This window comes from Allobosea sp. RIT-PG3_2 (assembly GCF_057321085.1).
In genome coordinates, this window is record NZ_JBXWCA010000002.1 from 302,864 (window position 1) to 326,168 (window position 23,305).

Genomic DNA, 23,305 nt, shown 5'->3' on the forward strand with positions numbered 1-23,305 from the left:
TAACGATCAGGAATTGTGAGTTGAATTCACGATGCCACGCTCCGAGATCAACCGCTCCGGCGAGATGGAGGTTTTCGCCCGCGTCGTCGAGCTGAACGGCTTCTCGCCGGCGGCACGCGCGCTGAGGATGACGCCCTCGGCGGTCAGCAAGCTCGTCGCCCGGCTGGAGGCGCGGCTCGGCGTCAGGCTGATCGTCCGCTCGACCCGCAAGTTCATGCTGACCGAGGAGGGCACGACCTTCCATGACCGGACGCTGCGGGTGCTCGCCGACCTCGACGACGCCGAGCGCGCCGTCGCCGCCTGTCAGATCCCGCGCGGCCGGCTCCGGGTCAACACCAACGTTCCCTTCGGCCGGCATTTCCTGTTGCCGCTGGTGCCGCGCTTTGCAGCCGGTCATCCCGGGGTGCAGCTCGACATCACGCTCGCCGACGCTGTGGTCGATCTGGTGGACGAGCGCGCCGATGTCGCCATCCGCGTCGGGCCGCTGCGCTCCTCGCAGCTCGTGGCGCGCAAGCTCGGCGAAAGCCGCATGGCGGTGGTCGCGGCGCCAAGCTATCTGGCGGCGCGCGCCGCTCCAGCCCATCCCGACGAACTCGCCAAGCACGACCTCGTCACCTTCAACTTCACACGGCACAGCGATTCCTGGCCCTTCGCTATCGACGGCAAGCGCGGCGATTTCCCCGCCCGCGGACGCACCACGGTCGGCGACGGGGAGAGCGCACGCGAACTCGCGCTTGCCGGCCAAGGGCTGACCCGGCTTTCGCTCTTCCACATCGCCGACGACATCGCAGCTGGCCGGCTCGTTCCGGTTCTCGAGGAATTCAATCCCGGCGATGTCGAGGAGATCCACGTCGTCTATGTCGGTCATGGCGGCCGGCTGCCGGCCCGCGTGCGCGCCTTCATCGATTTCCTGGTCGCCGAGATCGACCTGCGCCGCTTTGCCAAGCCGCTGGAGCCCGCCCCAGCCGAGTCTGCGCGAGAGGCGGCCTCAGTCTGAATCGACCGGATCCTCGATCAGCGCGAGCCTCATCGACGCAAGCCGCGCGAGCGCGATGGTCAGCATCTTGCGGCGCGCGGGGCTCAAGGGATGGCGCGGCGGCTCGCGCAGCAATTCGCCGCCATAGGCATCGGCGACGATCAGCCCGACATCCTCCGGCAAGATCTCGCGCGGGAATTCCGGCGCGACCGCGAAGAGGAAGCCGTCGCAATAGTCGCGATAATCCGGCCATTTACCGTCGACGCGGTAGTCCGCGATGCCTGACTTGACCTCGACGACCCAGAGCTCACCCGAAGGCGACAGGGCGACGATGTCGCCACGCCGGCCATTCGCGAAGGTCATCTCCTTGACGATGGCGTAGCCACGCTCGCGCAGATGCCGGGCCGCGCCGCGACAGACGATACGCGTGATATCGGGCCGCGCGGGCGGCGGGTTGAGAACGGAATCCGGAAGGGACATGCCAACATGTTCCCTCTTTGTTTCCGAAATTGCAAGTCCAAGCCGCTCTCAGGACAGGACCATTGCTTCAGCTTGACTTACCGCCACCGTCATTCCGGCCGGAGCGAAGCGGAGCGCCGGAATCCATCATAGGCCGCTGAGTTCTACGATGGATTCCGGATCGGCGCCGCTTCGCGGCTTGTCCGGAATGACGCGTGGGAGTGGGTCCGGACTTGCTCAAGATCAAAGCGGCGAGACTGCAATCCGAAGCGATTGCTCTGGCTCTCACGGCAGGTTCTCGCGCAGGATAATCTCGATGCTGGGCGCTGCGGTGCCTTCGCCAGCGGGGCGGCCGGCGCGCAGATTGGCGAAGATCGCGATGCAGCTCATCAGCGCCGCATGCGGATGCTGGGTGATGACGGCGTCCATCGTGCCGTCGAGTAGGAGCGCGCGGGTTTCCGGAGTCAGGCCATGGCCGACGAAGACGACCTCCTGCTGGCGCCCGACCTCCTTCAGCGCGCGGGCAATCCCCTCCGGCCCACCGCCGATATTGTAGATGCCAGCAAGGTCCGGGTGCCGGGCCAGCAAGGCCTTGGCCTGCCGATAATTGCGCCCTTCGTCGTCGAGACCCTCACGCAGCCCGACAACCTCGATCTGCGGAAACAGCTCCTCGAAGAGATGCAGGAAACCCATCTCGCGCTCCTCATGGGCGCGGTAGCTCAGGCTGCCCGCGATCATCGCGACCTTGGCCGGACGCCGCCCGATGAAGCGGGCGACGAGAGAGCCGGCGGTGCGCCCGGTCGAGCGGTTGTCGAGCCCGACATAGGCGGCGCGGCGCGAATTGGCGACGTCGGAGATCAGGGTCACAGCCGGTACGCCGCGCTCCGCCAGGCCGTTGACCGCTTCGCGCACGGCCGGGTGCTCCAGTGCCATGAAGGCGATGCCATCGACGTCACGGCCGACCTGTCGGAGCTGCTGGGCCAGCAGCTCCGGCTTGAAGCTCTCGATGAACTCGACACGGGCGCGCATGTTGAAGGAAGCGAGTTGGTCCTGCGCGCCGGCGATGTGGCGTCCGAGCATGGCGAGGAAACGGTTGCTGCCGGCCGGGAGCAGGAAAGCGAGCCGCATCGGCGTCAGCGCCTGCGCCGGCAGGCCGGGATCGAGCACGTAGCCGAGATCGCTCGCCGCCTTGAGCACGCGCTGGACCGTGGCGGCGCGCACGCCGGGACGCTGGTTGAGCACCCTGTCGACCGTCGCCGTCGAGGCACCCGAGAGCGCCGCCACATCGGCGATGCGCGCCATCCGGCGACGTTGCAGCCCGTCTGCCGTCTTCAAATCATCCATGAGATTACATCAAAAAGCATCAAGAATTGAGTTTGACGACCATCATTCCTGTTTTCTACTCTTGAGGCAAGAAGACCTCAATCAATCAAATCGCATCAGCGATACCGGGAGGACCATCATGACGAATTTCACGCGCCGCACGGTGCTGCGCACGCTCGCCGCCGCCCCCGCCGCCTCGCTCATCGCCATGCCGCATATCGCGCGCGCCGCCGAGATCGAGCTGAAATACGGCAACAACCTGCCGCTCAGCCATCCGCTCAACATCCGCGCCCAGGAGGCTGCCGAGCGCGTGGCGAAGGAGACCAACGGGCGCGTCGAGATCAAGATCTTCCCGAACAACCAGCTCGGCGGCGACACCGACATGCTCAGCCAGGTGCGCAATGGCGGCATCACCTTCTTCACGCCCTCGGCGCTGGTGATCGCGACGCTGGTGCCGGTCGCGGCGATCAATGCCGTCGGCTTCGCCTTCGCCGATTACGACCAGGTCTGGAAGGCGATGGACGGCAAGCTCGGCGCCCATGTCCGCGAGGCCATCTCCAAGGTGAACCTCTTTGCCTTCGAGAAGATGTGGGACAACGGCTTCCGCCAGATGACCACCTCGGGCAAGGCGATCGAATCAGCCAAGGAAATGGCCGGCCTGAAGATCCGCGTGCCGGTGAGCCCGCTCTCGATCTCGATGTTCAAGGCGCTCGACGCCGCTCCGGCCAGCCTGCAGTTCTCCGAGGTCTATTCGGCGCTGCAGACCAAGGTCGTCGACGCGCAGGAGAACCCGCTGCCGATCATCCAGGTCGCCAAGCTCTACGAGGTGCAGAAGAGCTGCGCCATCTCCAACCATATCTGGGACGGTTTCTGGTTCATCGCCAATGGGCGCGCCTGGCGCGGCCTGCCGGCCGACATCCAGACGATCGTCGCCGGCGCGATCAACGATGCCGGCGTCGCCCAGCGCGGCGACATCAAGAAACTCAACGAAACCGTGCAGGCCGATCTCCAGTCGAAGGGCCTCGCCTTCAACAAGACAGACCCGGATTCCTTCCGCGCCAAGCTGCGCGACGCGGGCTTCTACAAGGAGTGGCAGGAGCGTTTCGGCAAGGACGCCTGGAGCCTGCTCGAAGACGCCGTCGGCAAGCTGGCCTGAGGCGTGCGGGCAGGCCTATAAGGCGCCCAAACGCATAAGACAGGAAACGCCCCGATGGATGTTCACAGCGCGACCCTTCCCGCTGCTGCCGCCATGCCCGCGACCGGGCTCGGCCGCTTCGCCGGCCATTTCGACCGCACGCTGGGCGGGCTGGTCGAGGCGGTGGCGGCGGTGCTGGTGCTGGTCGAGATCATCATCCTTGGGGCGGGCGTGACGGCGCGCTACGTCTTCCACGCGCCGCTGGTCTGGTCGGACGAGCTCGCCTCGATCCTGTTCCTATGGCTCTCGATGCTCGGCGCGGTCGTGGCGCTCAGGCGCGGCGAGCATATGCGCATGACCGGCCTCGTCAGCCGCGTCTCGCCGCAGACGCGGGCGCTGCTGGAGGCGGTCGCGATCACCGCCTCGATCGCCTTCCTGCTGCTGATCATCCCGCATGCGATCGAATATGCCGAGGAGGAGAACTTCATCGTCACCCCGGCGCTGGAGATCAGCAATGCCTGGCGGGCGGCGGCGATCCCGGTCGGCGTCGGGCTGATGCTGATCGCGGCGGGCTGCCGGCTGCTGCGCTTTTCCTCGCTGAAGCCGGCGCTGCTCGCGATCGGCCTGACCGCGCTGCTCGTGCTGCTGTTCTGGCTTGCCGGGCCGGCGCTGAAGCCTCTCGGCAAGCTCAACCTGATCGTCTTCTTCGTCGGCGTCGTCGCGCTCAACGTCTTCTCGGGCGTGCCGATCGCCTTCTCCTTCGCGCTCGCGACCTTCGGCTACCTCGCCTGCACCACCTCGACGCCGATGCTCGTCATGGTCGGCCGCCTCGACGAGGGCATGAGCCACCTGATCCTGCTCGCCGTGCCGCTCTTCATCTTCCTCGGCGCTCTCATCGAGATGACGGGCATGGCCAAGGCGATGATCCAGTTCCTGGCGAGCCTGCTCGGCCATGTCCGCGGCGGCCTGTCCTATGTGCTGGTCGGCGCGATGTATCTGGTCTCCGGCATTTCCGGCTCGAAGATCGCCGACATGGCGGCCATCGCCCCGGTGCTGTTCCCCGAGATGAAGAAGCGCGGCGCCAAGCCCGGCGATCTCGTCGCCCTGCTCTCGGCGACCGGCGCGCAGACCGAGACGATCCCGCCCTCGATCGTGTTGATCACCATCGGCTCGGTGACCGGCGTCTCGATCGCGGCGCTGTTCACCGGCGGCATGCTGCCGGCGGTGGTGCTGGGCGCGGCGCTCTGCTTCGTCGTCTGGTGGCGCTGCCGCGGCGAGGACCTCAGCAACGTCACGCGCTTCTCCCGCCGCGAGATCGCCAAGCTCGCCCTGATCGCGGCCCCGGCCATCGCGCTCCCCTTCGTCATCCGCGCCGCGGTGGTCGAGGGCGTCGCCACCGCCACGGAGGTCTCGACCATCGGCATCGCCTATGCGGTGCTGGCCGGCATCCTGCTCTACCGCCAGTTCGACTGGCGCCGCCTGCCGCGCATGCTGGTCGAGACGGCTTCGCTGACCGGCGCGATCATCTTCATCATCGGCTGCGCCACCGCCATGGCCTGGGGACTGACGCAATCCGGCTTCTCGCGCGACCTCGCGCAGGTGATGGCGGCCGTGCCCGGCGGAAGCTGGGGCTTCCTCGGCGTCTCGATCGTCGCCTTCACCATCCTCGGCAGTGTGCTCGAGGGCATCCCGGCGATCGTGCTGTTCGGGCCCCTGGTCTTCCCGATCGCCAAGCAGGTCGGCGTGCACGAGGTGCATTATTCGATGGTCGTGATCTTCGCGATGGGCATCGGGCTTTTCGCCCCGCCCTTCGGCGTCGGCTATTACGGCGCCTGCGCGATCAGCAAGATCAATCCCGACGAGGGCCTGAAATACATCTGGGGCTACATCCTGGCCCTGCTCATCGGCCTTCTCGTCGTGGCTGCCGTGCCGTGGATCTCCATCGGCTTCCTCCGAACCTGATATTTGAGAAAGCAACGCCCATGAGCCGCTTCTTTGGCCAGATCCGTCAGGCCGGCTATGTCGTCCCCGACATCGAGGCGGCCATGGACTATTGGAGCCGCGTGCTGGGCGTCGGGCCGTTCTTCTACAACCCGAAGGTCCCGATCAAAAACTACCGCTACAAGGGCGAGACCTACGAGCCGCACAACTCGGTGGCACTGGCCAATTCCGGCCCGCTCCAGATCGAATTGATCCAGTGCCGCAACGCCGTGCCGTCCATGTACAAGGACTTCACGGATGCGGGGCTGACCGGCCTGCAGCATGTCGCCTACTGGACCTCGGACTACGACGCCGATCTGGAACGGCTTGTTGCCGAGGGCTTCAAGCCGGTGATGTCAGGCGAGGTCGGCGAGCGCGGGCGCTTCGTCTATTTCGACACGCATTACCATCCCGGCACCGTAATCGAATTGTCGGAGGTCGCCGGCCCCAAGGGCGAGATGTTCCGGCTGATCCGCGAGGCCTCCGAGACCTGGGACGGCAAGGAGCCGGTCCGGCCCTTCCCGGATCTGAGCAAGCTCGCCGCTGCTGCGGCGTGAGTCCGCAATTGCATTGCGTCATGCTCGGGCTTGACCCGAGCATCTCGGAAACCAGCGCCCTCTGGTCATGAGATTCTCGGGTCGAGCCCGAGAATGACGCCTTATGAACGGCCTGGATGCGTCCGATGACCGACAACCGCTTCGAAGCCACCTACCTCATCGAGACCCCGCTCGACCCGACAGAGGTCGCGGAGGTGATGGCGGGCGAGCAGTCCTGCGGCACCTTCGCCCGCGTTGCCGGCGAGACCGACGAGTTGCGCGAGCGGGCGCGCGCCACCGTCACGCGGATCGAGGAGCTGGAATCCGCGGCAGAGCCCAGCCTGCCCAATGCCTGGCTCACCCGCAAAGGCGTCGGCGGGCCGTGGCGGCGCGCGCGGGTCACCATTTCCTTCCCGGTCGACAATGTCGGCGCCAATCTGGCGACATTGGCCGCCGTCGTCGCCGGCAATCTCTATGATCTCGGCGAGGTCACGGGGCTCCGGCTCGAAAGCATTTCGTTGCCTTGGTCCTACCGCCAGCGCTTTCCGCTACCTACACAAGGCATCGCCGGCACGCGCCGGCTGACCGGAGCCGCGACAGGCCCGCTCGTCGGCTCGATCATCAAGCCGAATGTCGGCCTGAGCACCGCGCAAACGGCCGAACTCGTCGCCAGCCTGTGCGAGGCCGGGCTCGACTTCATCAAGGACGACGAGATTTCCGCCGACCCGGTGCATGCGCCCCTTGCCGAGCGCATTCCCGCCGTGATGGCGGCGGTGCGCCGGCATCAGGACCGGACCGGCAAGCATGTCATGGTCGCCTTCAACATCACCGACGAGACCGATGCGATGCGCCGTCATGCCGACCTCGTCGCGCGCGAGGGCGGTTCCTGCGTGATGGCGAGTCTGAACTGGTGCGGCTTCTCAGGCGTCGAAACCTTACGCCGCTCGACTGACCTCGCATTGCACGGGCACCGCAACGGCTACGGAGCCTTCTCGCGCCATCCGCTGCTCGGCATCGGCTTCCAGGCCTATCAAGTGCTGTGGCGGTTGGCCGGTGTCGATCACATGCATGTCCACGGCCTGCAGGGTAAATTCGCGCAGGAGGACGAGGAGGTCGTGACCTCCGCCCGGGATTGCGTGACGCCACTGACCGATGGCGCCGACGACCGGGTGATGCCGGCCTTCTCCTCGGGCCAATGGGCGGGTACGGCGCAACCGACCTGGGATGCGATCGGCCATGACGACCTGCTGTTCATGGCCGGCGGCGGCATCCTCGCCCATCCCGGCGGGCCGAAGGCCGGCGTCGCCAGTATCCGGCAGGCCTGGACCGCCGTGGCGGAAGGCACGCCCGTCACGGAGGCGGCGCGCGCGCATCCGGAATTGCAGCAGGCGCTCGACACCTTCGGCGGCAAGGCAGGCTAGCGGCCGTGAGTGCGACGCAGACGCCTCTCTACGGCTGGTACGGCGACGATTTCACCGGCTCGACCGATACGCTGGCGACGCTGGCCGAGCGCGGCTTTCGCGCCCTGCTTTTCCTACGGCAGCCGAATGAGGCGCAACTAACCGCTGCCGGCCCGCTCGATGCGATCGGCATCGCCGGGGCGAGCCGGGCCATGGCGCCGAAAGCGATCACGGCGGAACTGACGCAGATCGGGCGCTTCTTCGCCGGGCTCGGCGTCGGGCTGATGCATTACAAATGCTGCTCCACCTTCGACAGCGCGCCTGACGTCGGCAGCATCGGCGCGGCGGTTACGGCCCTGAAGCCGATCTTTCCGAACCCGCTGGTGCCGATCCTCGGCGGCCAGCCCAATCTCGGGCGCTATTGCCTGTTCGGGAACCTGTTCGCGGCGGGCGGCGACGGCACGATCCACCGCATCGACCGGCATCCGACCATGAGCCGCCATCCGGTGACACCGATGGCGGAAGCCGATCTGCGCCGGCACCTCGCCGCGCAGGGGCTCGAAGATATCGGCCTCGTCGATTACCGCGCCAATGCCGGCGGCTCGGCCACTCTGGCCCACGCATGTCCGGATGGAAAGCCGGCCGTTCTGTTCGATGTCGCGACCGAAGCCGATCTCGCGGCGATCGGTGGGTTGCTTGCGTCCTCGCTGGGGAATGGTCCGATGCTCGCGGTGGGAGCCAGCTCGGTCGCGCGCGCCTTCGCGGCGGCTTATGCAGGATCATCGACAACAGCGCCGGCCGCTGGTGCGATCCATCGCAGCAGCGGCCCGGCCCTCGCCCTCGTCGGCAGCCTGTCACCAGTGACGCGCGCGCAGGTCGAAGCCGCAAGAGGCTATGCGATGCTGCCCGTCGATGCCGGGCGGCTGCTATCGGACGAGAGCTATGCTGCGGAGTTGCGTGCAGCCGCCCTGTCAAAACTAGCTAAGCGCGACGTGATGTTGGTGACGGAACAGCCCGCGGGTGCTCCGACCGCAGCCGGCGCGGTTGCCAAAGCAACTGGGGCATTGCTCTCGGCGATCATCGCCGCGGCCGATCTCGGCCGGCTCATCGTCGCGGGCGGCGATACCTCGACCATGGCGATCCGATCACTGCCGATATGGGGCTTGTCCTATCGCGGGCCGTGCGTTCCCGGCGCGCCGCTCTGCCGTGCTCATTCCGACGATCCGCGCCTCGATGGACTCGAGATCGTGCTGAAGGGTGGGCAGATGGGTCCGCCCGGCTTCTTCAACGACGAGGCACGCGCGGAAGTCGGCTGAAGCGAGCTGATTTCCCTCGGAACTGCGCCGTCATTCCGGGGCTTCGCGTCAGCGAAGAGCCCGGAACCCAGAATCGATGCCGTTTTCACGAAAAGGCACAGTCGGGCCAGCGCTTGAATTCATGACGGTATCTGTTCTGGGTTCCGGGCTCAGGCCTGCGGCCTGCCCCGGAATGACGCCGTGGCTTCGTGCAAATTCAACGCAACCTAACCCGGCAGGCAGCCATCGGTGCCGGCGCCGCAGACGAGTGCGCAGACCTTCGTTCCGGCGGTGAGCGCGACTCGCCCGGACTGGAGCGCCGCCAGCGCCGCCGCGCCCGACAAATCTGCCGCGATGCCGAATTCGAACCAAAGCGACTTCGCCGCCTGCTCCATCTCGGCATCGGTCACCAGCACGATCTCGTCGACATTGCGGGCCACTGTCTCATAGATCGCCTGATCGGTCTGGCGGCAGGACATGGTGGCGACGCGGGTCTCCAGCTTGTCGAGCGCGACGAGGCGGCCGGCGGCGAGGCAGGCATGCAGGGTCGGCGATCCCACCGGCTCGATGCCGATGATCCGCGTCTGCGGCCGCAGCGCCTTCACCGCCGTCGAGAGGCCGGTGATCAATCCGCCGCCGCCGATGGCGACGAGGACGACGTCGACATCAGGCATGTCGTCGAGGATATCGAGGCCGAGCGTACCCTGCCCCGCCACGACGACCGGATCGCTGAAGGGATGGGCATAGGTCGCGCCGGTCTTGGCGGCATGGGCGAGCGCGGCCGTATTGGCGTCGTCCCAGATGTCGCCGACGATATGGACGTCCGCGCCCCAGTCGCGCAGCTTGGCGATCTTGTCTGGCGCGGCATTGGACGGCAGGAAGATGGTCGCGGGCACGCCGAGCACATGGGCCGAGCGGGCGATGGCGAGGCCGTGATTGCCGCCCGACGCCGTGACGACGCCGCGTGCCAGTTCGTCCTTCGACAGGGTCAGCAGGCGGTTCATCGCGCCGCGCGCCTTGAAGGAGCCGGCCGCCTGCAGCAGTTCGAGCTTCAGCGTGACCTCGCCGCCGAAATCCGAGCCGCGCGTCTTGGCATAGGGCAGCGTCGGGGTGCGGCGGATATGCGGCGCGATCCGCTGGCGGGCGGCGCGAATGTCGTCGAGCGCGATCATGACAGGGTTCCGCGATAGGGCGCCGCGACGATGAGGCAGCAATTGCCCGGCTTCACCCGCCCCGACTGGCGCCGGCCGTAGAGGATGCCGTCGGCGGCGTAATGCAGCGTCTCGGGCGGGCGCGTCGGGTCCCAGGTGCAATGGATGCGGCCGGCCGGCTCGCCGGCGCTGACCTTGGCGCCGTTGGCGTGGAAGGGCTCGAAGATGCCGTCCGCCGTCGCATAGACGTAAGCCGAGATGCCGGGCAGTTCGAGGATCTGGCCATCGCCGCGCTTCGGCTCGGGCTTTTCGCGAACGACGACGCCGAGATGATCCAGCACATTGGCCACACCGCGCCGGCAGACCTGGAGCGCGTCGAGCGAGACCGTACCGCCGCCGGCCATCTCGGTGCCGACAGTGACGAGCCCGGCCCGGCAGGCGGCGGCGGTCGCGGTACGCGGCTCGCCGAGATTGCTGATGACGACGATCATCGGCGCGTCGAAGGCCTGGACTGCGGCGACATTGCGCTTGTGCAGGGCGGGATCGTCGGTCGGCTCGACGATGGCGCTCGGGATGATGTCGAGCGAGGAGCCCCCGGAATGCAGGTCGAGGAAGGCGTCGCCGATCGGCAGGATGTGGTCGTTGACGAAGGCCGAGATCTGCTGGGTGATGGTGCCGCGCGGATCGCCGGGGAAGGTGCGGTTGAAGTTCAGCCCGTCGACCGGCGAGGTGCGCTGACCGGCGACGACGGCATGGACATTGTTCGCCGGCATCAGGATAAGGCGGCCCTGGACACGTCCGGGATCGAGATCGCGGATCAGGTCGCAGATCGTGATCGGCCCCTCGTATTCGTCGCCATGGTTGCCGCCTTCCATGATCACGGTCGGGCCGGTGCCGTTCTTGATCACGGCGATGGGCACGCGCGTCACGCCCCAGGCATCGTCATGCGGCGAATGCGGGATCATGAGGAAGCCGGCTTGCTTGCCCTCCCGGTCGAGATCGACGGTGAGGAAGGCGCTGGACGGGCGCGGGGCGGGCTTGGGGCGCGAGGAACTGGTCATGGCGGGCTCGATGAGACGTGGCTTGGAAGCCTCCCCAGGAAGGAGAGGCACGAGACAAGCCGTCATGCTCGGGCTAACCCCGAGCATCTCCGGCCGAGTGAGGCGCCGACCAGCGCCTTCTGGTCAGGAAATTCTCGGGTCTTCGCTACGCTTCGCCCGAGAATGACGGATGTCGGCTCGACTACAGCGTCGGCAGCGGGTCCATCGGAATGTCCAGATACTTCCGGTGGAGCCGGTCGAGCTCGCCGTTCATCGCGTTGAAGAAGATGAAGCCGTCGAGCCAGCGCACCAGGTTATGCTGGTCCATCTGCACGCCCATATGGGCCGGGCTGCGGCGGATGACGAATTTGCGCTCGAACTCCTTGTTCGGGTTCTGCTTGGCGAGCGCCTGCGCCACGATCGAGTTGGTGGCGAGCAGATCGGCCTGACCGGTGATGTAGGCGGCAGCGGCCGTCGCATCGTCCTCGGTGCGCATCAGGCTGGCCTTCGGCGCGGAGGCCGAGATGGCGAGCTCCTGCGTCGTGCCCTTGGCGGCGGCGACGCGGGCGGAGCCGATCGTCTCCGGGCTGCTCACCGTCGAATTCTTGGCGCCGTAGACCGCCAGGAAGGTGTTGGCGTAGGGCGCGGTGAACTGGATCTGCTTGGCGCGCTCCGGGGTCAGGCCCATCACCGAGATGACGATGTCGACCTTGTCGGTCAGCAGGAACGGGATGCGGTTGGCGCCGGTGATCTGCTGCATCTCGAGCTTCACGCCGAGACCCTTGGCAACCATCTCCGCCATCTCGATGTCGAAGCCGATCGGCTTGCGGTCCGCATCCTGGGCGCCGAAGGGCGGCGCGTCGAGCGGCACGCCGATGCGCACGACGCCCTTGGACAGGATGTCCTGGAGCTTGTCGGCCTTGGCCTCGGCGGCGCCGAAGGCGGCGACGGCCAGGGCGGCTAAACCTGCGAACAGTGAACGCATCGTCTTCTCTCCCCTCGTTGATGTCGGTTCTTGGTTCCGCCTCAGTGCAGGACAGCGCTGAGGAAGGTCTGGAGTTCCGGCGTCTTCGGCTCGGCCAACACGGCGGCCGCCGGTCCCTGTTCGTGGATGCGCCCCTCATGCATGAAGACGACGCGCGAGCCGAAGCGGCGGGCGAAGCCCATCTCGTGGGTCACCAGGATCATGGTCATGCCCTCCTGCGCGACGGATTCGAGGACCTTGAGCACCTCGCCGGTCAGCTCCGGATCGAGCGCGGAGGTGACCTCGTCGAACAGCATCAGCTTCGGCCGCATGGCGAGCGAACGGGCGATGGCGACGCGCTGCTGCTGGCCGCCGGAGAGCTGGGAGGGATAAGCGTCGAGCTTGTCTTCCAGGCCGACGCGGGCGAGCACCTCGCGCGCCACCTCGCGGGCGGCCTGCGGCGCCTGCTTCTTCACGACGCGTGGTGCCAGCGTGATGTTGTCGCAGACCGAGAGATGCGGGAACAGGTTGAAGCTCTGGAAGACGATGCCGACCTCCTGGCGTAGCTTGCGCAGATTGGTGTTGGGATCGTTGACCTGCGTGCCGTCGACGCGGATCACGCCGGCCTGCACCGGTTCCAGCCCGTTGATGCAGCGGAGCATGGTGCTCTTGCCCGAGCCCGAGCGGCCGATCACGGCGATGATCTCGCCCTTGGCGACATCGAGCGTCACATCCTTCAGCACCTGGACGGCGCCGTAACTCTTGTTGATTCCGTGGATTTCAACGAGCGACATCGAGCTTCCGCTCGATCGAGCGGCTCCATTGCGTGAGAGGAAAGCACATCGCGAAATAGATCGCGGCGACGGTGATGTAGACCGCGAAGGGCTTGTAGGTGCCGGCGGCCGTGAGCTGGCCTTCGCGCGTCAGCTCGACGAAGCCGATCGTCGCGGCGAGCGAGGTGTTCTTGATGAGCTGCACGAGGAAGCCGACCGTCGGCGGGATGGCGACGCGGATCGATTGCGGCACGATGACGTGGCGCAGTTGCTCCCGGAGCGAGAGCCCGAGCGAGGCGCCGGCCTCCCACTGCGTCCTGGCGATCGAGACCAGCGCGCCGCGCCAGATCTCGCCGAGGAAAGCGCTGCCATAGACCGAGAAGGCGGTGGCGGCGGCGAGCCAGGGATTGACCGAGATGCCGATGAGCGGCAGGCCGAAGAATATGACGAAGAGCCAGACCAGCAGCGGCGTGCCCTGGACGATGTGGATATAGGCGGCTGCGAGCCAGCGCAGCGGCGCGACGGGCAGGATGCGTGCGATGGCGAGGACGATGCCGATCAGCGCGGCGCCGATGAAGGCCGTCGCGGTCAGGGCGAAGGTCCAGCGCGCCGCCGCTATCAGGTACATGACGTCGATGAGGCCGAATTCGCGGATCATCGCCTGACGAACGCCCAGTAATAGATGCCTGCGAACAGGCCGCGGAAGGCGAAGGCGAGCCCGAGATAGAGCACGCCGATGACGGTGTAGACCTCGAAATCGCGGAAGGTGCGCGACTGCACGATAGAGGCGGCGTGGAAGAGATCCTCGACCGAGATTTGCGAGACGACGCTGGTCGCCAGCATCAGCAGCACGAACTGGCTGGCGAGCGCCGGGAACATCGCCTTCAGCGCCGGGAACATCACGACGTAGCGGAACACCTGCAGGCCGGAGAGGCCGAGCGAATGGCCGGCCTCGACTTGCGCCTTCGGGATCGCCTCCAGCCCGGCACGAACGATCTCGGTGGTGTAGGCGCCGAGATTGACGATAAGCGCGATGATCGCGGCGGTGAAGCCGTCGAGCCGCAGGCCGAAGCTGGGCAGACCGAAGAAGATCAGGAAGAGCTGCACCAGCAGCGGCGTGTTGCGGATGACCTCGACATAGGTTCCGACGGCACGCCGCAGCCAGGCCGGGCCATAGACGCGGGCCGCCGCGCAGGCGATGCCGATGACGAGGCCGCCGGTCATCGCCGCCGCCGACAGAAGAAGTGTGATCCAGACGCCGTCGAGGATCGATTCCCACGCGGCGAAGACGTCGCGGAACTGCAGCCCGTATTTCATGCCCTGCCGCCTCGCGGGCGATTTCCGCTGCCGCCCCGGCGCGCGATATGATCCGGCAATCGCACCATCCGCCTCCCCTTTACGAGGAGGCTAGGTTCGTTTCTTATTTGATGTCAAGCTTCATATATGAAACAGGAAAGCATGAGCGACCTGCCGGACTCCGAGAGCGGAGATAAAAGCACCTACGCGGCTCCCGCCCTGGAGAAGGGGCTCGACATCCTCGAGCTCCTCGCCGAGGCCGGCGAGCCCTTGTCGACGCGCGAGATCGCGGAGCGCCTGGCACGCTCGAAGAGCGAGATCTTCCGCATGGTCTTCGTGCTGCAGCAGCGCGGCTATCTTGCCCGCGAGGCCGGAACCGACCGCCTCGCCCTGTCGCGGCGGCTGTTCGACCTCGGCATCCGCACGCCGGGCGGGCGCCAGCTCACGTCGATCGTGCTGCCGCTGATGGAGCGCTTCAGCGAGGAAAGCGGACTGGCCGCGCATCTGGTCGTGCTGAGCCGGGCGCAGACCGTTGTGCTCGCGACCACCTCCGGCCATCTCGACGCCAGCGTGATCGTGCGGCCGGGCTATGGGCGGCCGGCGCTCGATGCCAATTCCGGCCTGCTCATCCTCGCCTTCCAGAGCGAGGTGCGGCGCCGGCAATTGATGAAGGAGGCCTCCGAGGCCGACCGGGACAGGCTGGAGAGCGAGGACACGCTCCGCACCTTCGCCGAGATCCGCGCCAGCGGCCATCGCGTCGCGCCCAGCCGCGACATCATGGCGGTGACCGACATCGCCTGCCCGGTGATCGGGCCGGGCGGCCATGCCGAAGCGGCGATCCTGGTGCCCTGCCTGCAGCGCCATGGCATCGCGACGGACGAGCAGGCGATCCTGCTGGCGCTGGAAGCCTCCTGCCGGGAGGCCGGTTCGCAGCTTTCGCTGTAGCGAGCCCTTTCGACCGCGGAAGACGCTGGCGCGCTAAGCCGCCAGCCCGCCATTCTCCTCGATGAAGCCGACGATCTCGTCGAGGCCGATGCGGCGGTTCATGTCGGTGAAGACGAAGGGCCGCTCGCCGCGCTGCTTCTGCGTATCCGAGCGCATCACATCGAGATTCGCGCCGACATAGGGAGCGAGGTCGATCTTGTTGATGATCAGCAGGTCCGAGCGGGTGATACCCGGCCCGCCCTTGCGCGGGATCTTCTCGCCGCCGGCAACGTCGATGACGTAGAGCGTGAGGTCGGCGAGATCGGGCGAGAAGGTCGCGGCGAGGTTGTCGCCCCCGGATTCGATGAAGACCACGTCGAGATCGGGAAAGCGTCGGCGCATTTCGGCGATGGCCGCGAGGTTGATCGAGGCGTCCTCCCGGATCGCGGTATGCGGGCAGCCGCCGGTCTCGACGCCGAGGATGCGCTCCTCCGGCAGAGCCTGCAGCCGGTTGAGGATCAGCTCGTCCTCCTTGGTGAAGATGTCGTTGGTGACGACCGCGACGGAATAGCGATCACGCATCGCCTTGCAGAGCTTCTCGGTCAGCGTCGTCTTGCCGACGCCGACCGGGCCGCCGATGCCGACGCGAAGGGGGCCATTGGAGGATTTCACGAGCGGAACACCCTGGAATACTGCGTTTCGTGGTTCATCGACATGATGTCGGCAAGGACCGTGCAGGAGCCGAGATCGTCGAGCGTCGAGCCGGCTGCGCGGTTTGCTGTACGCAGGATGACCGCCTCCAGCGCGGCGAGCGTGCCGACGCCGTCGCGCTGCCCGAGCGGGACCAGCCTGACGCAGGCCTGGATGAGGTTCGAGGCGAAGGCGTGGAGATAGGCGACCAGCGCATCCTCCAGCTTGACCTGATGGCGTGCCGCAGCCGCACCGACGGCGACCGGATAGGTGATCGCCCCTTCCCCATTCGTCGGCCGCTCGCCGCACCAGGCCGCCATCGCATCGACGAAGGCGCCGCCCTGCAAAGTCGTCTCCATATGCCGCTCGCGCGAGCCCGCCATGGCCTCGGCAAGTTCGGCGACATCCTCGATACCGTCGCCGGCCGCGATGCAGCGCCAGGCCTCGGCCAGCAGTACCGCATCGTTCCAGCCGGAACCGCGATCGAGCAGCGCTTCCAGCCAGCCGGTCAGGCTGAGCCTGTCGCGGATCAGCCCGTCATGGATCGCGCGCTCAAGGCCGTGGCTATAGGCGAAGGAGCCGACCGGGAAAGCCGGCGACAGCCAGGTCATCAATCGGGAGAGCGCGACCGGATCAGTCATGATGATGGTGGTGATCGTGCGCGTGATCGCGGTCGTGGTCGTGGTCGTGGTGATGACCATGGTCATGCCCGTGAGCATGATAGGCGCCGTGCACGGGCTGGAAGCGCGCGACGACCTCGCCGACAGAGGCGCCCAACCCTTCCAGCATGGCGCGGATGACATGGTCGCGCTGGATCAGGATGCGGTCCGCATCGATCTGCGCCGGCAGATGGCGGTTGCCGAGATGCCAGGCGAGATGGCGCAGCGGGCAGGCCGCGCCCGGCCTGACCTCGTAGAGTTCCTCCTCCGCCGCCGTGATCGCGATCGTGCGGCCATCATCGAGCACGAGCCGGTCGCCATCGGCGAAGAGCACGGGTTCGGGCAGATCGACCATGATCTTCTCGCCCTGATCGGTGGTGACGAGCTTGCGGCGCAGATGGCGCGCGGCATGGTCGAGCCGGATCGTGCCGGCGGGCTCGCCGCCACCGCCGTGGCTATGGGAAATGGCGCGGAGCATGATCGGCCTCAGAACAGGAAATAGCGCTGCGCCATCGGCAGCACGGTCGCGGGTTCACAGGTCAGCAATTCGCCATCGGCGCGGACCTCATAGGTCTCGGGATCGACCTCCATATGCGGCGTCGCGTCGTTGAGGACCATCGAGGCCTTGGAGATGCCGCCGCGCGTGTTCTCGACCGCGAGCATGCCCTTGGCGACGCCGAGCTTTTCGCGCAGCCCGTTCGCGATCGCGGCCCCGCTGACGAAGGTCACCGACGACATGGCAGGCGCCCGGCCGAGCGCGCCGAACATCGGGCGGTAATGCATCGGCTGCGGCGTCGGGATCGAGGCATTGGGGTCGCCCATGGGAGCGGCCGCGATCATGCCGCCGACCAGCACCATTTCCGGCTTCACGCCGAAGAAGGCCGGGTTCCAGAGCACGAGATCGGCGCGCTTGCCGACTTCGATCGAGCCGACATGCCGGGACAGCCCCTGCGCGATCGCGGGGTTGATCGTGTATTTCGCGATGTAGCGGCGCACGCGCAGATTGTCGTTGTCGCCGGTCTCTCCGGGCAGGCGCCCGCGCTGCAGCTTCATCTTGTGCGCGGTCTGCCATGTCCGGATCGGCACCTCGCCGACGCGGCCCATGGCCTGGCTGTCGGAGGAGATGATCGAGAAGGCGCCGATGTCGTGCAGGATGTCCTCGGCCGCGATCGTCTCCTTGCGAATGCGGCTCTCGGCGAAGGCGATGTCCTCGGGGATCGAGGGCGACAGGTGATGGCAGACCATCAGCATGTCCAGATGCTCGGCGATGGTGTTCAGCGTATAGGGCCGGGTCGGGTTAGTGGAGGACGGGATGACGTTCTTGAGCCCGCAGACCTTGATGATATCGGGCGCATGGCCGCCGCCGGCGCCCTCGGTATGGAAGGCGTGGATGGTGCGGCCCTTGAAGGCCGCGACGGTATCCTCGACGAAGCCGCTTTCGTTGAGCGTGTCGGTGTGGATCATCACCTGGACGTCGTGATCGTCGGCGACCGCGAGGCAGTTGTCGATCGCGGCCGGCGTCGTGCCCCAATCCTCGTGGAGCTTCAGCGCGCAGGCGCCGCCCTCGATCATCTCGATCAGCGCGGCCGGCTTCGACGCATTGCCCTTGCCGGAGAGGCCGAGATTGATCGGCACCGCGTCGAAGGACTGGATCATCCGGCCGAGATGCCAGGGGCCGGGGGTGCAGGTCGTCGCCAGCGTGCCATGGGCCGGGCCGGTGCCGCCGCCGAGCATGGTGGTGATGCCCGCCATCAGCGCTTCGTCGATCTGCTGCGGGCAGATGAAGTGGATGTGCGCATCGACGCCGCCGGCGGTGAGTATCTTGCCCTCGCCGGCGATCGCCTCGGTGCCCGGGCCGATGATGATGGTGACGCCGGGCTGGGTGTCCGGGTTGCCGGCCTTGCCGATGGCGACGATGACGCCGTCCCTCAACCCGACATCGGCCTTAACGATGCCCCAGTGATCGACGATCAGCGCGTTGGTGATGACGGTATCGACCGCGCCCTCGGCGCGGCTCGCCTGGCTCTGGCCCATGCCGTCGCGGATGACCTTGCCGCCGCCGAACTTCACCTCCTCGCCATAGATCGTGAAGTCCTTCTCGACCTCGATGATCAGGTCTGTATCGGCGAGGCGGACCCGGTCGCCGACCGTCGGTCCGTACATCTGGGCATAGGCGGCGTGGGAGAGCGTGGCCGGCATCAGAGTTTCCCCATCACCTTCTGCTGGAAGCCGTAGACGGCCCGCCCGCCGCCGAGTGGCACGAGGCGGACCTCGCGCTGCTGGCCGGGCTCGAAGCGCACGGCGGTGCCGGCGGCGATGTCGAGCCGCATGCCGCGCGCGGCGGCACGGTCGAAATCGAGCGCCGCGTTGGTCTCAAAGAAATGGTAGTGCGAGCCGACCTGGATCGGCCTGTCGCCGGTATTGGCGACGAGCAGGGTCACCTGCGCCGCCCCCTCGTTGAGGACGATGTCGCCGGCAGCGGGGAAGACCTCTCCGGGGATCATCGCGTCAGGCTCCCGCGACCAGCCAGAGGCCGCCGAGCGCGGTCAGGCCACCGGCGACGCGCGCCGCCATGCGCCCGCGATGCGAAAGCGCATTGCCGGCAAAACCGACGCCGACGCCGACCGCATGCAGCAGCGCCGTCGCCAGCGCGAAGCCGACCATGAAGGACGTGCTGGTCGCCTCGCCCAGTTCGCCGCCATGGGCATAGCCGTGGAACAGCGCGAAGAAGCCGACCACCGCCATGCCGACCGGCGTCGGCACCTGCAGCGCGACGAGCGCGAGCATGCCGAGCACGACGACGGAGGCGGCGATCACCGGCTCGACGAAGGGCAAACCGATGCCCGCCAGCGCCGCGGCGAAGCCGAGCATCATCGTGACGACGAAAGCGAGCGGGATCGCCCAGATCGCGCGCCCGCCGACAAGGAACGCCCAGAGGCCGACGCCGACCATCGCCAGGATATGGTCCACGCCGAAGAGCGGATGCGAGAAGCCGGCCGCAAACGAGCCATGCTCGGCCGGGTTGAGATGGGCGAAGGCCGGGCTCGCGGCACCAACGCTCAGGATCAGGGCGATCGACAGTCTCTTCATGGCAGCCTCTGTGTCGGGACGTCAGCGGATCGGTTCATGGACGGTGACGAGCTTGGTGCCGTCGGGAAAGGTCGCTTCGACCTGCACGTCGTGGATCATCTCGGCGACGCCTTCCATGACCTGCGCCCGGCCGACGACATGCGCCCCGGCTTCCATCAGCTCGGCGACGCTGCGGCCATCGCGCGCGCCTTCGACGACGAAATCCGAGATCAGCGCGATCGCTTCGGGATGGTTCAGCTTGACGCCGCGCTCGAGCCTGCGGCGCGCCACCATGGCGGCCATCGAGATCAAGAGCTTGTCCTTCTCGCGCGGTGTCAGGTTCATGCCGTCATCCTAGAGTTTCCGGGCCTTGCTAGAGTTGCCAGACCTTGGGCAGCGAACGGCCGCCCATCAGCAGGGTCAGCAGCGGCTCCAGCCGCCGCCGCAGAGCGAGCCCGGTCTCCTCGACCAGCCGCGCCAGGAACTTGCCGTTCCACGCGCTGGCGCCGCCGGCTGGTCCAATGATGGATCGGGCCAACTCAAGAAAGCGCTCGGGCGCGGCCCCAGTGAACAGCACCGTCGCCATGGCGCGCCGGCCGGCCATAACCGCCTGCGGCGCCATGCGCGCGGCGATATCACCCTCGAAACGCAGATCGTCGGCGAAGATCAGCCGACCGTTGCGACGCACCCGCCAGCGATCATGCAGAAGCCCGCTGCGCAGCGTCTCGCCCATCGCCATCCGGCCGAAGAGCACGGCCTCGACAGCAACCAGTTCGGCATCGCCCTCGAGATCGGCGTCGAGCCGGCGGGAGAGGCGGCCGCCATCGAACAGGATCGTCTCCTGCGGCAGCCAGGCGAGCCGCGCGCCGGCCGAGACGCGCAGATGATTGTTGAGCGTCGCATCCGGCCCCGTCGAGCGATAGACACGCTCGCAGGCCTGCGTGGTCACGCAAGCCGCGGTATTCGCGCCGAGATTCACATCGGTGGCCAGGCGGTCGCCGCCCGTCAGGCCGCCTGCGGTGTTGATGAGGATCGCCTGCGGATCGTCGACGCCCAGCGTCTTGGGCAAGCGTATCTTGGCGCAGCCATCCTGGAAGAGACGTTCGAGACGCGTCGTCCCATCCAGCGACCGAAAACTCACGCCGGCATGGCCGACAGCACGCTGCATCCGTGGCGGTCCGGCGCCCTGCATCGCCGCACTATCGGCAGCCAACAGCATCTTCAACGCCGCTTCCGCTTCGGGACGAAGGCCTCAGCTTCGACTCCTGCCGCACCGATGCCCAGCGTCAGGCGGATCGCAAGCCGCACAGCTCTTCCCCCATCGCGATCCCGCCAAGCCACACGCACGCCGCATTCCCCTCTGCTGCCGAAAAAAGACGCAAGTGATATGCCAGCCGGGAGAGCTCAATGTCATTGCGATCAGAGTGGCTCGTCCGCGGCAAAGGATTGATCGGCCCGCGCCGGCTGGCGGGCGCGTTTGCACTGCGCTTCAGTGCCATCACCTGCATTCAAAAGCGGCAGGAGGCACCGACCATTCGGTCCTCAGCTGGCCGAGGCCATCGATGACGCCATCCAAGAAACTGATTTGCACAATAAAGCGGCATCAATCGCCCGCTTTGCGAGCCAAACCCTCAGGGGTGCTCAACCGATCATCACCGCCAAGGCGCGCCGGCCTCGTTCAGTCCGAACGCCTCTGTCGGCACGGCGCTTCCCGGTCTATGCCCGTAGCGGACGAGGCGATTCCCAACCGATCGCGTATCGTCGCAATATCCCGAGCGCCTTCCGCAGCGCCGGAGACGAGGAGATCACCATGGAGATCATGCGCGCCGGCTCCCGGCCGTCCGGGAAGGGACCGGCCGACTGGTTCACCGGATCGGTCCGGATCGACCCCCTCTTCAATCCGCATGCGCCGGAGCGCGTGCAGGGCGCCAGCGTCACCTTCGAGCCGGGCGCGCGGACGGCCTGGCACACCCACCCGCTCGGCCAGACGCTGGTCGTCGTCAGCGGTGCCGGCCGGGTGCAGCGCTGGGGTGGGCCGATCGAGGAGATTCGACCGGGCGACGTGGTCTGGTTCCCGCCCGGCGAAAAGCACTGGCATGGCGCGGCGCCGGCAACGGGCATGACCCATATCGCCATTCAGGAAGCCGAGAACGGCAAGGTCGTGGAATGGTTGGAGCAGGTCTCGGACGCCCAGTACGGCGGCTGATCGCCGCTCATTCGACCCAGCCTGACCACGCCCTACCGCGAACGGGACGATGACGCCTCAGCCTTCCACCCTTTTGCGCGAGCCGCGCCATGCCCTCGTCCAGGCTCCGACGCCGCTCCAGAGGCTGCGCCGTTTCGAGGAGAAGCTCGGCCGGCCCGGCGTCTACATCAAGCGCGACGACCTGATGGAGATCGCGCTCGGCGGCAACAAGCTGCGGAGCCTCGAATACTGGCTGGGCGCTGCGCTGCGCGAGAAGGCCGATATCCTTCTGGTCGGAGGCGGCGCGACCTCCAATCTCTGCCGCCTCACGGCCGCGGCTGCCTCGCTCGTCGGTCTCGACTGCATCGTCCTGCACAATGCGCCGGATACGCCGGAGAATCGCGAGCGCTCCTTCCTGAACCGACTGTTCGGCGCCGAGCTGCGCTTTATCGGGGCCGTCGATGAAGGCGAGCGCAACGCCGCGCTCGCCGAAGCGGCGGCGGAACTCGCGCGTCAGGGGCGGAAGCCCTACATCGTCGGCGACCCCGTGCTCGGCGCGATGGGTTATGTCCGGGCCGCCTTCGAGCTGCACGAACAGTCGCAGCGGGAAGAGGCGCCGATCAGGCACGTCTTTCTCGCCGGCTCGATGGGGCCGACAGAGGCCGGCTTCATCTTCGGCAATGCCCTGCTCGGGCATCCCTTCCAGCTCCATCTCGTCAGCGTCGAATACGAGCGAGCGGAGCTGGAGGAGCATGTCCGGCGCATCTATGAGGGCCTGCGCGACCGGACCGGGCTCGATGTCGCGCCGCTCGATGCGGCGCTGCCGCAATATCACATGGAGCAGCTCGGCGGCGGCTGGGGCGTGCCGACCCCGGCCTCGGAGGCCGCCATCCTGGCCTTCGCCCGCACCGAGGGCATCCTCATCGAGCATGTCTATACGGCGAAGACCTGTGCCGGCTTCCTCGACGCGCTCACCGAGGGCCGGATCGCTGGCGGCGAGCCGGCCTGCGTGATCCATACCGGCGGCACTGCCGCATTGTTCTCACAGTTCGGATTGTTCAGGACGGTGACGTAGCGTCTGCCCGCTTGACGCGCCTCGGCGCCGCCCTATGGTGCCGGTCGATCGAGGTTCTCCGGGTTGCACCCCGGAGCTAAGAGGGAATTCGGTGAGGCGCCTTTCGCCGAAGCCGAGGCTGCCCCCGCAACTGTAAGCGGTGAGCCTTCCGTCCATCGTCCACTGGTGCCCCGCGCACTGGGAAGGCCGGGCGGATCAGGCGTCGACCCGCGAGCCAGGAGACCTGCCGCGATCGCGAGACGTCTTTCGGGCGGGGTGTTCCGGAGGGATGCGCGTCGGCGGCGTCCCCAGACCCGCATCCGGCCGTATCCGCCCAGACTCCCCGCGCTCATTTCGGGGAGCGATGAAATCCATGTCCACGATATCCGCTGATGC

Annotated in this window: 25 protein-coding genes and 1 riboswitch; of the genes, 9 read left to right on the forward strand and 16 right to left on the reverse strand. The window is 67.2% G+C overall.

Going from position 1 to position 23,305, the window contains the following annotated elements; translation table 11 throughout:
- The first annotated feature begins 31 nt into the window (after positions 1–31).
- Entirely contained in the window at positions 32–997 is a 966-nt protein-coding gene (locus AC2FAN_RS07175; protein ID WP_476805199.1) for a LysR family transcriptional regulator, read from the forward strand.
- Here AC2FAN_RS07175 and AC2FAN_RS07180 read toward each other — a convergent pair.
- A complete protein-coding gene (locus AC2FAN_RS07180; protein WP_476805200.1) occupies positions 989–1,456 on the reverse strand; it encodes an MmcB family DNA repair protein in 468 nt (155 codons plus the stop codon). The two genes, AC2FAN_RS07175 and AC2FAN_RS07180, sit on opposite strands and share 9 nt — an antisense overlap.
- 264 nt (positions 1,457–1,720) lie before the next feature.
- Entirely contained in the window at positions 1,721–2,779 is a 1,059-nt protein-coding gene (locus AC2FAN_RS07185) for a LacI family DNA-binding transcriptional regulator (RefSeq protein WP_476805201.1), read from the reverse strand.
- 118 nt (positions 2,780–2,897) lie between these two features.
- On the opposite strand from AC2FAN_RS07185, the gene AC2FAN_RS07190 reads away from it, so the two are divergent.
- From AC2FAN_RS07190 to AC2FAN_RS07210, 5 genes are all read left to right on the forward strand, one after another.
- A complete protein-coding gene (locus AC2FAN_RS07190) occupies positions 2,898–3,914 on the forward strand; it encodes a TRAP transporter substrate-binding protein (protein WP_476805202.1) in 1,017 nt (338 codons plus the stop codon).
- 93 nt (positions 3,915–4,007) lie between these two features.
- A complete protein-coding gene (locus AC2FAN_RS07195; protein ID WP_476805290.1) occupies positions 4,008–5,855 on the forward strand; it encodes a TRAP transporter large permease in 1,848 nt (615 codons plus the stop codon).
- A gap of 20 nt (positions 5,856–5,875) precedes the next feature.
- Positions 5,876–6,430: a VOC family protein gene (locus AC2FAN_RS07200; RefSeq protein ID WP_476805203.1), complete on the forward strand. Its 555-nt coding sequence runs from the start codon at positions 5,876–5,878 to the stop codon at positions 6,428–6,430.
- Between the two features lie 116 nt (positions 6,431–6,546).
- Positions 6,547–7,830 carry a ribulose-bisphosphate carboxylase large subunit family protein gene (locus AC2FAN_RS07205; protein WP_485173224.1) on the forward strand — a complete coding sequence of 428 codons (1,284 nt, stop codon included), beginning with the start codon at positions 6,547–6,549 and terminating at the stop codon, positions 7,828–7,830.
- Between the two features lie 5 nt (positions 7,831–7,835).
- Positions 7,836–9,125 carry a four-carbon acid sugar kinase family protein gene (locus AC2FAN_RS07210; protein WP_485173225.1) on the forward strand — a complete coding sequence of 430 codons (1,290 nt, stop codon included), beginning with the start codon at positions 7,836–7,838 and terminating at the stop codon, positions 9,123–9,125.
- 206 nt (positions 9,126–9,331) lie between these two features.
- Here AC2FAN_RS07210 and AC2FAN_RS07215 read toward each other — a convergent pair whose 3' ends face one another.
- From AC2FAN_RS07215 to AC2FAN_RS07240, 6 genes are all read right to left on the reverse strand, one after another.
- Positions 9,332–10,276 carry a threonine ammonia-lyase gene (locus AC2FAN_RS07215; RefSeq protein WP_485173226.1) on the reverse strand — a complete coding sequence of 315 codons (945 nt, stop codon included), beginning with the start codon at positions 10,274–10,276 and terminating at the stop codon, positions 9,332–9,334.
- Positions 10,273–11,316: a succinylglutamate desuccinylase/aspartoacylase family protein gene (locus AC2FAN_RS07220; RefSeq protein WP_485173227.1), complete on the reverse strand. Its 1,044-nt coding sequence runs from the start codon at positions 11,314–11,316 to the stop codon at positions 10,273–10,275. Before AC2FAN_RS07220 ends, AC2FAN_RS07215 begins: the two co-directional genes overlap by 4 nt.
- Before the next feature lie 181 nt (positions 11,317–11,497).
- Positions 11,498–12,280 carry a transporter substrate-binding domain-containing protein gene (locus AC2FAN_RS07225; protein WP_265051542.1) on the reverse strand — a complete coding sequence of 261 codons (783 nt, stop codon included), beginning with the start codon at positions 12,278–12,280 and terminating at the stop codon, positions 11,498–11,500.
- Positions 12,281–12,321: 41 nt separating this feature from the next.
- Entirely contained in the window at positions 12,322–13,053 is a 732-nt protein-coding gene (locus AC2FAN_RS07230; protein WP_265051541.1) for an amino acid ABC transporter ATP-binding protein, read from the reverse strand.
- Positions 13,040–13,690, reverse strand: coding sequence for an amino acid ABC transporter permease (locus tag AC2FAN_RS07235; protein ID WP_485173228.1), 651 nt, complete (start codon positions 13,688–13,690; stop codon positions 13,040–13,042). Before AC2FAN_RS07235 ends, AC2FAN_RS07230 begins: the two co-directional genes overlap by 14 nt.
- Positions 13,687–14,349: an amino acid ABC transporter permease gene (locus tag AC2FAN_RS07240; RefSeq protein ID WP_485173229.1), complete on the reverse strand. Its 663-nt coding sequence runs from the start codon at positions 14,347–14,349 to the stop codon at positions 13,687–13,689. The genes AC2FAN_RS07235 and AC2FAN_RS07240 overlap by 4 nt, the downstream gene beginning before the upstream one ends.
- Positions 14,350–14,490: 141 nt before the next feature.
- On the opposite strand from AC2FAN_RS07240, the gene AC2FAN_RS07245 reads away from it, so the two are divergent.
- Entirely contained in the window at positions 14,491–15,273 is a 783-nt protein-coding gene (locus AC2FAN_RS07245) for an IclR family transcriptional regulator (RefSeq protein WP_485173230.1), read from the forward strand.
- 33 nt (positions 15,274–15,306) lie between these two features.
- Here AC2FAN_RS07245 and ureG read toward each other — a convergent pair whose 3' ends face one another.
- The 8 genes from ureG to AC2FAN_RS07285 are packed head-to-tail and all read right to left on the reverse strand — an operon-like array spanning position 15,307 to position 20,889.
- Positions 15,307–15,924, reverse strand: a complete 618-nt coding sequence (gene ureG, locus AC2FAN_RS07250; RefSeq protein WP_265051537.1) for an urease accessory protein UreG — start codon at positions 15,922–15,924, stop codon at positions 15,307–15,309.
- The gene (locus AC2FAN_RS07255; RefSeq protein ID WP_485173729.1) at positions 15,921–16,643 is read right to left on the reverse strand and encodes an urease accessory protein UreF; all 723 of its coding nucleotides are present in this window, start codon (positions 16,641–16,643) and stop codon (positions 15,921–15,923) included. The genes ureG and AC2FAN_RS07255 overlap by 4 nt, the downstream gene beginning before the upstream one ends.
- On the reverse strand, positions 16,576–17,079 hold the full coding sequence (locus AC2FAN_RS07260; protein ID WP_485173231.1) for an urease accessory protein UreE: 504 nt from the start codon (positions 17,077–17,079) through the stop codon (positions 16,576–16,578). Before AC2FAN_RS07260 ends, AC2FAN_RS07255 begins: the two co-directional genes overlap by 68 nt.
- A gap of 8 nt (positions 17,080–17,087) precedes the next feature.
- A complete protein-coding gene (gene ureC, locus AC2FAN_RS07265; protein WP_485173232.1) occupies positions 17,088–18,800 on the reverse strand; it encodes an urease subunit alpha in 1,713 nt (570 codons plus the stop codon).
- Complete coding sequence (locus tag AC2FAN_RS07270) at positions 18,800–19,105, reverse strand: urease subunit beta (RefSeq protein ID WP_265051534.1); 306 nt, start codon at positions 19,103–19,105, stop codon at positions 18,800–18,802. The genes ureC and AC2FAN_RS07270 overlap by 1 nt, the downstream gene beginning before the upstream one ends.
- 4 nt (positions 19,106–19,109) lie before the next feature.
- Complete coding sequence (locus AC2FAN_RS07275; protein WP_485173233.1) at positions 19,110–19,691, reverse strand: HupE/UreJ family protein; 582 nt, start codon at positions 19,689–19,691, stop codon at positions 19,110–19,112.
- A 21-nt stretch (positions 19,692–19,712) separates the two neighbouring features.
- A complete protein-coding gene (locus tag AC2FAN_RS07280) occupies positions 19,713–20,015 on the reverse strand; it encodes an urease subunit gamma (protein WP_265051532.1) in 303 nt (100 codons plus the stop codon).
- A gap of 28 nt (positions 20,016–20,043) precedes the next feature.
- The gene (locus tag AC2FAN_RS07285; RefSeq protein WP_476805293.1) at positions 20,044–20,889 is read right to left on the reverse strand and encodes an urease accessory protein UreD; all 846 of its coding nucleotides are present in this window, start codon (positions 20,887–20,889) and stop codon (positions 20,044–20,046) included.
- 591 nt (positions 20,890–21,480) lie between these two features.
- Here AC2FAN_RS07285 and AC2FAN_RS07290 point away from each other — a divergent pair.
- Together AC2FAN_RS07290 and AC2FAN_RS07295 are read left to right on the forward strand one after the other, a co-directional pair.
- Positions 21,481–21,876, forward strand: a complete 396-nt coding sequence (locus AC2FAN_RS07290) for a (R)-mandelonitrile lyase (protein ID WP_265051530.1) — start codon at positions 21,481–21,483, stop codon at positions 21,874–21,876.
- 49 nt (positions 21,877–21,925) lie between these two features.
- Positions 21,926–22,930 carry a 1-aminocyclopropane-1-carboxylate deaminase/D-cysteine desulfhydrase gene (locus AC2FAN_RS07295; RefSeq protein WP_485173234.1) on the forward strand — a complete coding sequence of 335 codons (1,005 nt, stop codon included), beginning with the start codon at positions 21,926–21,928 and terminating at the stop codon, positions 22,928–22,930.
- Between the two features lie 34 nt (positions 22,931–22,964).
- Positions 22,965–23,175: riboswitch (cobalamin riboswitch) on the forward strand.
- Positions 23,176–23,305: the final 130 nt, after the last annotated feature.

Coding starts and splice junctions, on each gene's coding strand:
- AC2FAN_RS07280 (WP_265051532.1), bottom strand. CDS start 20,015: ATGAACCTGACACCGCGCGAGAAGGACAAGCTCTTGATCTCGATGGCC.
- AC2FAN_RS07255 (WP_485173729.1), bottom strand. CDS start 16,643: ATGGTCATCACCACGACCACGACCACGACCGCGATCACGCGCACGATC.
- AC2FAN_RS07240 (WP_485173229.1), bottom strand. CDS start 14,349: ATGAAATACGGGCTGCAGTTCCGCGACGTCTTCGCCGCGTGGGAATCG.
- AC2FAN_RS07175 (WP_476805199.1), top strand. CDS start 32: ATGCCACGCTCCGAGATCAACCGCTCCGGCGAGATGGAGGTTTTCGCC.
- AC2FAN_RS07275 (WP_485173233.1), bottom strand. CDS start 19,691: ATGAAGAGACTGTCGATCGCCCTGATCCTGAGCGTTGGTGCCGCGAGC.
- AC2FAN_RS07225 (WP_265051542.1), bottom strand. CDS start 12,280: ATGCGTTCACTGTTCGCAGGTTTAGCCGCCCTGGCCGTCGCCGCCTTC.
- AC2FAN_RS07185 (WP_476805201.1), bottom strand. CDS start 2,779: ATGGATGATTTGAAGACGGCAGACGGGCTGCAACGTCGCCGGATGGCG.
- AC2FAN_RS07195 (WP_476805290.1), top strand. CDS start 4,008: ATGCCCGCGACCGGGCTCGGCCGCTTCGCCGGCCATTTCGACCGCACG.
- AC2FAN_RS07220 (WP_485173227.1), bottom strand. CDS start 11,316: ATGACCAGTTCCTCGCGCCCCAAGCCCGCCCCGCGCCCGTCCAGCGCC.
- AC2FAN_RS07295 (WP_485173234.1), top strand. CDS start 21,926: ATGACGCCTCAGCCTTCCACCCTTTTGCGCGAGCCGCGCCATGCCCTC.
- AC2FAN_RS07200 (WP_476805203.1), top strand. CDS start 5,876: ATGAGCCGCTTCTTTGGCCAGATCCGTCAGGCCGGCTATGTCGTCCCC.
- AC2FAN_RS07270 (WP_265051534.1), bottom strand. CDS start 19,105: ATGATCCCCGGAGAGGTCTTCCCCGCTGCCGGCGACATCGTCCTCAAC.
- AC2FAN_RS07205 (WP_485173224.1), top strand. CDS start 6,547: ATGCGTCCGATGACCGACAACCGCTTCGAAGCCACCTACCTCATCGAG.
- AC2FAN_RS07190 (WP_476805202.1), top strand. CDS start 2,898: ATGACGAATTTCACGCGCCGCACGGTGCTGCGCACGCTCGCCGCCGCC.
- AC2FAN_RS07290 (WP_265051530.1), top strand. CDS start 21,481: ATGGAGATCATGCGCGCCGGCTCCCGGCCGTCCGGGAAGGGACCGGCC.
- AC2FAN_RS07180 (WP_476805200.1), bottom strand. CDS start 1,456: ATGTCCCTTCCGGATTCCGTTCTCAACCCGCCGCCCGCGCGGCCCGAT.
- ureC (WP_485173232.1), bottom strand. CDS start 18,800: ATGCCGGCCACGCTCTCCCACGCCGCCTATGCCCAGATGTACGGACCG.
- AC2FAN_RS07230 (WP_265051541.1), bottom strand. CDS start 13,053: ATGTCGCTCGTTGAAATCCACGGAATCAACAAGAGTTACGGCGCCGTC.
- AC2FAN_RS07260 (WP_485173231.1), bottom strand. CDS start 17,079: ATGCTCCGCGCCATTTCCCATAGCCACGGCGGTGGCGGCGAGCCCGCC.
- AC2FAN_RS07285 (WP_476805293.1), bottom strand. CDS start 20,889: ATGCTGTTGGCTGCCGATAGTGCGGCGATGCAGGGCGCCGGACCGCCA.
- AC2FAN_RS07235 (WP_485173228.1), bottom strand. CDS start 13,690: ATGATCCGCGAATTCGGCCTCATCGACGTCATGTACCTGATAGCGGCG.
- AC2FAN_RS07215 (WP_485173226.1), bottom strand. CDS start 10,276: ATGATCGCGCTCGACGACATTCGCGCCGCCCGCCAGCGGATCGCGCCG.
- AC2FAN_RS07245 (WP_485173230.1), top strand. CDS start 14,491: ATGAGCGACCTGCCGGACTCCGAGAGCGGAGATAAAAGCACCTACGCG.